Consider the following 1,077-nt stretch of genomic DNA (forward strand, 5'->3'; position numbering starts at 1 on the left):
AGTAGAGTCCATATAATTGTGTAAAATGGTGTCTAAAAAAGAGAGAGCCATGAAGTAGATCCTCGTCTAGAATGAAAGTTGTCGAGACCACATTCAGAGGAGAGGTTCTATTCATGACTCAGTATCAGATTACACTAGATGAGACTTTATTGCATCAATTGTTTATTGGGGATTCTAGAGATGCGGGAGTTGCCGCTTTGCTAGAAACGGTTCTCAACCAAGTGTTGAAAGCACAAGCCGTGGAACAATTGAATGCGGAGCACTATGAGCGAACGGAAGAGCGTCTAGGTTATAGGAACGGGACATACCCACATACGCTTACGACAAGAGTTGGGAAGCTTACCCTAAGCGTACCTCGATTCCGGGACGGAACGTTCTCTACGGAGTTGTTTGCCCGTTACCAACGCAGCGAACAAGCACTTGTCCTTGCATTAATGGAGATGGTGCTAAACGGAGTCTCTACGCGGAAAGTCGCTCGGGTTACCGAAGAGTTGTGTGGTGCAGAGTTCTCCAAATCAACGGTAAGCGAGCTGTGCAAGCAACTTGACCCAATCGTGCAGGAATGGGCACAACGGCCTCTCACGGGGATCACTTATCCGTTTCTCCTGGTCGATGCAATATATGTGAAGGTGCGTGAGGATGGCCGAGTACGCTCCCGTGGCGTCATGATTGCCACAGGTGTTAACGAGAATGGCTACCGCGAAATCCTAGGGCTGCAGATTGGTGATACCGAGTCCGAAGCAAGCTGGGGTGCCTTCTTTGAGGAACTGAAGCAACGGGGTCTGCATGGCGTGGATCTCGTGACCAGTGACCATCATAAAGGCTTGGTGAAAGCCGTACGGACGCATTTCCAAGGTGTGACCTGGCAACGCTGCCAGACCCACTTTATGCGGAACATTCTCGAAGCTTCACCGAAGTCCTTACGCCCCGAGATAAAGGCTCACGTGCGAACCATTTTCGAGGCTGCGGATGAGCGGATGGGCCGGGAGTTGTTAAACAAGACGACAAGTCTATTTGCACTGAACGCGCCAAAAGCCATGGAAATCCTCGAAGACGGCTTCGACGATGCCACAGCTG

Annotated in this window: 1 protein-coding gene; it reads left to right on the forward strand. The window is 50.5% G+C overall.

Features of this window, described 5'->3' with window-relative positions:
• Positions 1 to 113 precede the first annotated feature (113 nt).
• Positions 114 to 1,077 (forward strand): IS256 family transposase (locus tag H7B67_RS30575; RefSeq protein WP_185123707.1); only part of this gene is annotated, 964 nt, incomplete at its 3' end.

The organism is Cohnella thailandensis, from assembly GCF_014212135.1.
Classification (GTDB): domain Bacteria; phylum Bacillota; class Bacilli; order Paenibacillales; family Paenibacillaceae; genus Cohnella; species Cohnella thailandensis.